Annotated in this window: 1 protein-coding gene; it reads right to left on the bottom strand. The window is 71.0% G+C overall.

Annotation, left to right across the window (positions count from 1 at the left end):
* Positions 1 to 5505: type I polyketide synthase (locus E1266_RS35175; protein WP_132054588.1), on the bottom strand; the 5505-nt coding region annotated here is incomplete at both ends.

Raw genomic sequence — 5505 nt, forward strand, 5'->3', positions numbered from 1 at the left:
TAGGTGGTGTGGCCGTTGGTGGTGAGGTGGGTGATGGTGGGGTGGAAGTGGACGGTGTTGCGGATGTTGTCGTACCAGTAGCGGTGGTCGAGTTCGGTGCCGTTGATGGGTTGGCCGGTGACGGTGGAGTACATGGCCGTTGAGGTGGGCTGGGGTTGGATGCCGGTGGCGGCGGTGGTGATGTGGTCGGCGATGGTGTCGATGGCGGGGCTGTGTGAGGCGTAGTCGACGTCGATGCGGCGGGTTTTGATCTCTCTCCGCTCGCACTCGTCGAGGAGTTGGGTGATGGCGTGGTCGGGTCCGGCGACGATGGTGGTGGCCGGCCCATTCACGGCAGCGATGGTGACGGTGTCGGGGAGTAGGTCGTTCAGGTCGGTGGGGGTGGTGTGGATGGCGGCCATGGTTCCGGTTCCGGCCAGTGCGGTGAGGGCTTTGCTGCGGAGGGCGATGAGTTGGGTGGCGTCGTTGAGGGTGAGGGCGCCGGCGGTGTAGGCGGCGGCGATCTCGCCTTGGGAGTGGCCGATGACGGCGTCGGGTTCGACCCCGAGGGATTGCCATAGGTGGGCTAGGCCGGTCATGACGGCGAACAGGGCTGGCTGGACCACGTCGACCCGGTCCAGGGCCGCGGCTCCTTCGGGGGTGGTGAGGATGTCGGTGAGGGACCAGTCCACGTGTGGGGCGAGGGCTTGTTCGCACGCTTGGATGTGGTCGCGGAAGATGGGGCTGGTGGTCATCAGGTCGGCGCCCATCCCGGGCCACTGTGATCCCTGGCCGGGGAACACGAACACCGTTTTGCCGCTCTGGCCGGGCACGGCGCGTCCGGTGACCACGGCCGGGTGCGGCTCACCGGCCGCCAACGCCCGCAACCCCTCACGCAACCCGGCCTCGTCGCCCACGATGACGGCACGGTGCTCCAGCACCGAGCGGGTGGCCAAGGCCCAGGCCACTCCCTCGGGATCCGCATCGGGATGGGCGTCCAGATGGGCGGCGAGCCGCTGGGCCTGAGCGGCCAGTGCCGGCTCGGTCTTCGCTGACAGCACCCAGGCGAGCGCCGGGCAAGTGTCGTCATCTGCTCGGTCGGCGGCCTCTGAGACAGGACCGTTGGGCGCCTCACCGGAGTCGGCTGCCAACCCGCGATCGGCCGCCTGGTCGGGTGCCTGCTCGATGATGGTGTGAGCGTTGGTTCCGCTGATGCCGAAGGAGGAGACCGCGGCGCGGCGAGGCTGTCCGGTCTCGGGCCACGGGACGGATTCGGTGAGGAGTTCGACGGCTCCGGCGGACCAGTCGACGTGCGGTGTCGGTTCGTCGACGTGCAGGGTGCGCGGCAGGACACCGTGCCGCATGGCCTGGACCATCTTGATGACTCCGGCGACGCCCGCGGCGGCCTGGGTGTGCCCGAGGTTGGATTTGATCGACCCGAGCCGGAGCGGCCGCTCGCGTTCCCGGCCGTAGGTCGCGAGCAGGGCCTGAGCTTCGATGGGGTCGCCGAGGGCCGTGCCGGTGCCGTGCGCTTCGACGGCGTCGATGTCGTCGGGAGCCAGCCGGGCGCGACCGAGAGCCTCCTGGATGACCCGCTGCTGGGACGGCCCGTTCGGCGCGGTCAGCCCGTTGCTGGCGCCATCTTGGTTGACCGCCGATCCGCGCACGATGGCCAGAACGGGGTGGCCGTTGCGCTGCGCGTCCGACAAACGCTCCACCAAGAGGAGCCCGACGCCCTCGCCCCAGCCCGTGCCGTCGGCCGCCGCCGCGAACGGCTTGCAGCGGCCATCGCGCGCCAGGCCCCGCTGCCGCGAGAAGGCGACGAATATGCCGGGAGTGGACATGACGGTGGCGCCGCCCGCGATGGCGAGATCGCACTCCCCCTGCTGGAGGGATTGGCAGGCCAGGTGGAGGGCGACGAGGGAGGAGGAGCAGGCCGTGTCGACTGTGACCGCGGGCCCTTCCAAGCCGAGTGTGTAGGCGATGCGTCCTGACGCCACGCTGCCGGATGTTCCAGAGCCCAGATAGCCCTCGGATTCACCGGAGATTCTGAGATGGCCGGTGCCGTAGTCGTGTGACGAGATGCCGGTGAAGATGCCGGTTCGGGTGCCGTGGAGGGTGGCCGGGTCGATGTGGGCGTTCTCGATGGTCTCCCAGGCGGTTTCGAGGAGGAGTCGCTGCTGGGGGTCGGTGGCCTGGGCTTCGCGGGGGCTGATGTTGAAGAAGTCCGCATCGAAGTGGTCGGCGTCGTGGAGGAAGCCGCCCTCGCGGGCATAGGTGGTCCCCGGCTGGTCGGGATCTGGATGATGTAGATCCTCTATGGGCCAGCCCCGGTTCGAGGGGAACTCGCCGATGGCGTCGACGCCCCGGGCTACCAGGTCCCATAGCTCCTGCGGTGTGCGCGCGCCGCCCGGGTAACGGCACCCCATCGCGACGATCGCGATCGGTTCATCGGTGGCGCTCCCCGCCGCCCTCGCGGTCGCCGGCGCGTGGGTGTCGAGAAGCGTGTTCTTGAGGTGCAGGGCGAGTGCCTGAGGCGTGGGGTGGTCGAACACCAGCGTCGCCGGGAGGCGCTGTCCGGTGGCGGTGGCCAGGCGGTTGCGCAGCTCGATCGCGGTGAGGGAGTCGAAGCCCAGCTCGCTGAACGGGCGTCCCACGTCGACGCCTTCCACCGACCCGTGCGCCAGGACGGCGGCGACATTGCTCCTGACCAGGGAGAGGAGCCTGCCTTCCTGTTCCTCGGGACTGAGAGCCGCCAGCCGCCCGGCCAGATCGCCCGGACCGGACACCGTGCTCGCCGTCCGGCGGGCGGAGGAGCCGCGGACGAGCCCCTGGAGGAGCGGCGGAGGCGGGGAGGGCGCCTTGGTGAGGTTGATGGGCGTGGCGAGGAGGTGAGGGTCGGGGGCGTCCAGTACGGCATCGAAGAGTTCGAGGCCCTGCGCCGTCGGGATGGGGGGCAGGCTCTGGCCGATGCGGGCGCGATCGGCGTCGCTGAGATGGCCGGTCATGCCGGTGTCCTGCTGCCAGTAGCCCCATCCGATGGACTGGGCCGGCAATCCCTCGGCCTGCCGGTGTGCGGCGAGGGTGTCGAGGAAGTGGTTGGCGGCGGCGTAGGCCGCCTGGCCGGGCGAGCCCAGGGTCGCGGCGGCGGAGGAGAACAGGACGAAGGCGTTCAAGGGGAGGTCGCGGGTCTGGAGGTGCAGGTTCCAGGCCGCATCGACCTTGGGAGCCAGCACCGCATCGACCTGCTCGGAAGTGAGCGTGGTGGTGACGGCGTCGTCGACGACCCCGGCCGCATGGATGACGGCCGTGAGGGGGTGTTCCTCCGGAATGCCTGCGAGGAGGCGCGCGAGCTGATCGCTGTCGGCGGTGTCGCATGCGGTGATGGTGACGTGGGCGCCGAGGTGTTCGAGGTGGTGTTGGAGGTCGTGGGCTCCGGGGGCGTCGGGTCCGGTGCGGCTGGTCAGGTGCAGGTGGGTGATGCCGTGGGTGGTGACGAGGTGTTCGGCGATGAGTCGTCCGAGGGTGCCGGTGCCGCCGGTGATGAGGGTGGTGCCGTCGGGGTCGGGTGGTGCGGGGATGGTGAGGACGACCTTGCCGATGTGGCGGGCCTGGCTGAGATGCCGGTACGCCTCCGGCGCATGCCGGATGTCATAAGAAGTGGCCGGGAGCGGACGGAGCTGTCCTTCTTCGAAGAGCGGACGCAACCGCAGGAGGATTTCCTGGATGCGCTCCGGGCCTGCCTGGAGGACGTCGAACGCCCGGTACCGCACACCGGCATGCCCGGCCGCGACCTGCTCGGGGTCGCGGATGTCGGTCTTGCCCATTTCGAGGAAGTGTCCGCCGGGTGCGAGGAGGCGGAGTGAGGCGTCGTTGAACTCTCCGGCGAGGGCGTTGAGGACGACGTCGATGCGGTGGTCGCCGAGGGTGTCGCCGAAGTGCTCCTCGAACTCCAGCGTCCGGGACGAGGCGATGTGGGCGTCGTCCAGCCCGCGCTCGTAGAGGGCCGGCCACTTGCCGGGGCTGGCGGTGGCGAAGACCTCCACATCCCAGTTCTGCGCCAGTTGCAGGGCCGCGGTGCCGACTCCGCCGGTGGCGGCGTGCAGGAGGAGCCGCTGTCCGGGCTGGACGCCCGCGAGGTCGCCGAGCGCGTAGTAAGCGGTCAGGAAGGCGACGGGGACGGTGGCGGCCTGGGTGAACGACCAGCCGTCCGGGATGCGGGTGACCATGCGGTGGTCGGCGACGGCGGTGGGGCCGGTGCCGGTGAATATCCCCATGACCCGGTCACCGGGAACGACGCCGTCCACGCCCGGACCCGCCTCGACGACGATGCCGGCGCCCTCGCCGCCGAGCGGCCGGTCGTCCTGGGGGATCATGCCCAAGGCGTACAGGACGTCGCGGAAGTTCACCCCGACCGCCCGCACCGCGATGCGCACCTGCCCGCTGCCCAGCGCCTCGTCCGCCTGAACCTCCGGGGCGAGAACGAGGTCCTCCAGGGTTCCCTTCTCACTGACGGCCAGCCGCCAGTCGTCGCCCGAGGGCATGGCGAGCGCCCCGCCACGCCCGGCGGCCCGCACCAGCCGGGCGCCGTGGACCAGGCCGCCGCGCACCGCGAGCTGCGGTTCGGTCTGGGCCAGCGCGCCGCCGAGCGCCTGGTGGTCGGTGGGCCGGCCTTCGAGGTCGATGAGCGTGATGCGTCCGGGGTGCTCGGCCTGGACGCTGCGGACCAGCCCCCACAGCGGGCTCTGTGCGAGATTCACCGTCCCGGGGCCCGTGACCGAGGCCGAGCCGGTGGTCAGCAGGACCAGCCGGCTGGCGGCCAGGTGCTCCTCGGCCAGGTAGCCCTGAATCAGCCCGAGAACCTGCCGGGTGGTGGCGTGCGCACGGTCGGCGACGTCGTCGCCGGAGCCGGACGGGCAGGGGGCGAGGATGACACTCGGAGGTGCGCCGTCGCCGCAGTCCTCGATCAGGCCAGTGAGGGTGCCGTAGGTGCGGGTGGCGTCCGGGAGGCTCCCGGCCAGCGCGTCGGCCACGTCCGGATCGTGCTCGGTGAGCAGGGCGTACCAGCCGTCCGCGGCAGTGGGGTGCTGCGTGGGCAAGGCCTCCCACACCAGGGTGTACAGGTGGTTGCTCTGGGCGGGTCCGGAGGGCGCGTCGGGCAGGGGACGGAGACTGAGCTCGTCGATCGTGGCGACGGGCTGGCCCGCCGGGTCGGTGGCGGTGATGGCGACGCCGGTGCCGGTGGGTGTGATGGTGACGCGGAGCGCTGTCGCCTGGGCGGCGTGGAGGGTGACGCCGTTCCAGGCGAAGGGAAGGTGGGCCTCGCTGTGCCGGCCGTCGGCGGTTAGGACGACGGGGTGGAGGGCGGCGTCGAGGAGTGCGGGGTGGAGGGTGTAGCCGGTGGCGGCGTCGGGATCGGGAAGCTGGACCTCGGCGTAGACCGCGCCGGAGGCGCGCCAGGCGGTGTGGACGCCCTGGAAGAGGGGGCCGTAGTTCAGGCCGAGGTCGTTGAAGTGCTGGTAGAGG

Origin of the sequence: Actinomadura sp. 7K534 (assembly GCF_004348575.1) — a bacterium.
Taxonomy (GTDB): domain Bacteria; phylum Actinomycetota; class Actinomycetes; order Streptosporangiales; family Streptosporangiaceae; genus Spirillospora; species Spirillospora livida.